A 3,971-nucleotide genomic window follows, 5' to 3' on the forward strand; every position below is an offset into this window, starting at 1 on the left:
CCAGCGGCCGCCCGAAGGCGTCGCAGGCCAGGTGGATCTTGCTGGTCAGACCGCCCCGCGAGCGTCCGAGACCCGGGGCGCGCGGCCCCCTTTTCGTGCCCCCGCCGCATGCTGGTGAGCTCGTACGACGGTGGAGTCGACCGACACCAGCCAGTCGATGTCCCCTGCCGCATCCGCCCTGGCCTGCGCCGCCCGCAGCATCCGCTCGAACGTGCCGTCCAGGGCCCACCGACGGAAGCGGGTGTGCAGTGTCTGCCACGGCCCGTACCGCTCGGGCACATCCCGCCAGGCCGTACCAGTGCGGAACTTCCACACGATCCCGTTGAGGACCCTTCGGTCGTCCAACCGCTTCCGGCCCCGTAGGGACGCGGGCAGCAGCGGCCGAACGAACTCCCACTCCGCATCGGACAGTTCATGGCGACGAATCACCCGACCATGATCCACCAAGCAAGATCAATTGAAGACACGACCTAGGACCGAAACCTGCCCGCCTTTCGATCCACGACCCCCACGGAGGTCACCGTGGGCCGCTCCGGCGAGCTCAACGTCTTCGCTTGCCCCACCAACCCCGACCATCGGCACCGCTGGAGCCTCCAGCAGCTCGCAGGGTCTGTCTGCAGCGGCAACAGCCCCATCGGCGTGCGCGGGTGCTGTCGCTTCTCGTGAACATCGAACACTCCGCGGCCCGGGTGCCTCCCGAAGCACCGATGTTCGCTGTCATCCAATCGAGGTGATTGACAGCGAATGCAGTCGTCGAGGCTTCCTTGCCAACGAACCTAGCCCGGGAGTCGGACAACGTGGTGCTCCTGGTCGTGTCCGCTTAAGCTGACCATTCATGTCCGGTAATGATCAATGGGCCCACAGCGGCCTCTGCCCGCGGCAGGCGGTTCGCTGCCGAGTAACAGGACATCGAGGGCGTTTCGGCGTGGAAGTATCCGTGATCGCTCCAGCAATCGATGTCTTGGCCTTCATCGACTTCGTGAACCTCACGGACGGCCCGGAACACCCACTCCCTGAGGACTTCCCAGCAGTCGGCAGCATGCTCGATGCAGCCGTCGTCGACTTCATGCCTTGGGGCGAACTGCGGCTGTCGGCACGCACATCTCAAGATCCTTGCCAACGAACATAGTCCGCCCTGATCAGCGGACCGCCATCGACTACCTTCGTTGACAAAGGACAACTGAACAACTGCTGTCGAAACCGGTGAACAAAGCCAGGCGATCGTTGAAAAGAAGTCGTGAGCACGCCGACCGGGCCGGCAGGAAGCGGACATGACCACTCACGATCCCGATCCCGTGGAGCGTCTCCTCGCGGAACGAGCCTGCGAGCGCCTGATCCTGGAACTCATACAGCACCTCGACCTGGACGAACCGAGCACGATCTGCGAAAGGCAGAGAAGCACCGCGCACCTACTTCGGTTCCCAGCCGGCAGACCGCCTGTCCCGACGGATATGCACGAACCCTGTGGTCACCGTCGACTCACCGGACACGGCCACCGCAACCACCTACTTCGCCACCTACCGAGCCGACGGCTACACCGACGGCACGCTGATCCCGCCCCGACTGCCGGCAAACATCGACCACTACCTGGACACCTTCCGCAAGACCAACGACACCTGGCTGACAGCGACACGCACCCTCACCCTGCCATTCGGCGGACCAACCGAACGCCTGCAGGCACCGAGCCGACCCTGACCAGAAACCGCCGCTCAGCCGGGCTTCTTCGTTGTCCACTGGTTGGCGCGAGGGCTCCTGCGGGTCAGGCCTCAGGCCATCAAGGCGACGAATACCCAGTCGAAACGGGCTCCGCAGTGCTGTTGAAGCGGACTCCGCAGCGCTGGGGCAGACGCTCATGGCCGCGCACACTGCAGCGGGCGTTCTACACCAGCCGACCGTACGCACGACTTTCCAACACCGGGGCGCGACGACGAAACCCTTGGCGCCCTCGGGCCGGGAGACAATACGCAGGTAATCCAGAGGTGTCCGCGGGCCCAGTCCACGACGTCGCCCGCGTAGCCGCGGTCGGCCCAGACCTGGGTGATCCACGGCTGGGCAAAACGCAGACGCCAGAAGACATCGCGAGCAGCACCATGGCCCCGGACGCCGGTGGAGGCGCCCTTCACCAACTGGGAGCCGACAATCAGACAGGGTCACCGGGTGAGGGCAGCGGCCCTGGCCGGTACGGATCCTTCGGCGGAGCTGGCCACGGATGCAGGTGACGACCCCGGCCAGCGGCTCACCCCGCCGGACTCCAAAACCCCGGCGGACTCCGAGACCCCGCCACGCTCGAAGACGCCAGGGTCGCAGTCCTCGGCGATCACAAGCCCACCGACGCCCTGACCGGAGCGGAGACCCTGTCCGTACCCGGTCACCTCACTGGGACCGACACCACCGCCGTGACCGACCCACCCTGCACAGCGCGACGCATGCGAACAGGCAACTGATCCGATCAGAGCGTCGGTGGGCTGTACGCACCGCACCCCGGAATCCCGACACCCGGACTGACCGGCTTCGGCGTGGCCAAGCGATGAGTTTGCGGGCCGGAAGCGGTCTACCAGGCCATGAACGGATACCTGATCGAACAGCCAACCGTCTCCGTACGCGGTAAGCAGCCGTATGCCGGGGTCACCCGCAGCGTCACCATGGAGACGGTCCGCGAGATCGCGGACCGTGTGCCCTGGGTCATCGGCCGCCTCGCAGAACTCGGAATCGCACCGGCAGGGCCGCCCTTCCTCCGCTACCGCATCATCGACATGAAGAACCTGCTACAGGTAGAGGCCGGAGTACCGGTCGCAGCAACGCCGGAGCTGCCACCGGACAGCGGGCTCTCCGCCGGCGTACTGCCCGGCGGCCGGTACCTGACGGCCGTCTGCACCGGCACTGCGGACGTCGCAGTGACCCATGAGTTCCTGGAATGGGCCCAGGCGCACGAAATGAAATGGGACGCAGGCACGACACCGGCGGGCGACTGGTGGGGCTGCCGGCTGGAGCGCTTCCTGACGAATCCCGCCGAGGAGCCGGACCCGGAGAAATGGCGTACGGAGCTGGCCTTCCGCCTGGCAGACAGCCCTTACTGATCTTTTCGTAAGTTCGGTGGGTGTGCTGGGTGGATGGTGAGGCCGGTGTGGGCGAGAAAGGACCATGGCAGTTGTGGGTTGTGGTTGATGCGGTGGATGCCTTGTTCGGTGGCGTCGGCGACATCGGCGAGGTGGTCGCCGGCGAGGTTGGCGAGTTCGCGCTTCTTCAGGGAGGACCACAGCAGTTCCACCGGGTTGAGCTCGGGAGCGTAGGCGGGTAATCGCTCCAGGGTGAGCCAGTCCTGCTCGGCGGCCCAGGCACGCATGGCCCGGCTCCAGTGGGCGGACAGGCCGTCCCGGACCAGGACCACTTGCCCGCCGCGGTAGAACGCCTTCATCTGGTCGAGGACTTCGATGAGGGCGGTGGTGTCGTAGCTGCCGGGCTTGAGGTGGAAGCACAGGCGGGCGCCGCGTTCGGGGTTGGTGGAGTGGTAGCCCAGGGCGCCGGCCATCGACGCGCGCTTCCGGTTCAGGCGGTGCCGCAGCAGCGGGGTTCGGCCACGGGGTGCGTAGGTGCGGCGGATCTGAGGCAGCAGCGAGATACCTGATTCGTCGAGGAACACGATCCAGGCACGTGTGTTCACGGCCCCTTTTTGATGCGCGGCCACTCGTGCGCGATCCAGCGGGCGATCTCCGACTCGTCCCGCTCGACCGCCCGCCGCTCGGGCCGTTGCAGACTCCATCCGAGCCGGCCGGTCAGCAGCCGCCACACCGACGCCCTCGACAACACCACCCCCGTTGCCCGGGTGACGACCGCGCCGACTCGCTCCAGGGTCCACAGGTCGGCCTCGAAACCATGAGCCTGAGCACCTCGCGCCAACGCGGCCCCGACCATCTCGGCCTGGGTGTCGTCCAGCTTGGGCGGGCGACCGGTGGCCGCACGCCGCCGCAGGG

3 protein-coding genes and 2 pseudogenes are annotated in these 3,971 nt (G+C 66.7%); 2 read left to right on the forward strand and 3 right to left on the reverse strand.

Translation table 11 applies throughout. The features are described from left to right. A pseudogene (locus WH07_RS30805) lies at positions 1-429 on the reverse strand (IS5 family transposase); the annotation flags it as partial. An 842-nt stretch (positions 430-1,271) separates the two neighbouring features. Between WH07_RS30805 and WH07_RS30810 the strand changes: the two are divergent. Both WH07_RS30810 and WH07_RS30815 read left to right on the forward strand, forming a co-directional pair. Next, positions 1,272-1,695, forward strand: a pseudogene (locus tag WH07_RS30810) (nuclear transport factor 2 family protein). 866 nt (positions 1,696-2,561) lie between these two features. Continuing rightward, entirely contained in the window at positions 2,562-3,077 is a 516-nt protein-coding gene (locus WH07_RS30815) for a GyrI-like domain-containing protein (protein ID WP_046507290.1), read from the forward strand. On the opposite strand, the gene WH07_RS30820 is transcribed toward WH07_RS30815, so the two are convergent. Then, the gene (locus WH07_RS30820; RefSeq protein ID WP_046507298.1) at positions 3,071-3,661 is read right to left on the reverse strand and encodes a transposase; all 591 of its coding nucleotides are present in this window, start codon (positions 3,659-3,661) and stop codon (positions 3,071-3,073) included. The two genes, WH07_RS30815 and WH07_RS30820, sit on opposite strands and share 7 nt — an antisense overlap. Beyond that, positions 3,658-3,971 (reverse strand): winged helix-turn-helix domain-containing protein (locus WH07_RS30825; protein WP_046507303.1); only part of this gene is annotated, 314 nt, incomplete at its 5' end. The genes WH07_RS30820 and WH07_RS30825, both read right to left, overlap by 4 nt.

The organism is Streptomyces odonnellii, from assembly GCF_000981895.1.
Classification (GTDB): Bacteria; Actinomycetota; Actinomycetes; order Streptomycetales; family Streptomycetaceae; genus Streptomyces; species Streptomyces odonnellii.

Excerpts from the sequence above, each read along its gene's own strand:
- WH07_RS30815 (WP_046507290.1), top strand. The coding sequence starts at position 2,562 with ATGAACGGATACCTGATCGAACAGCCAACCGTCTCCGTACGCGGTAAG.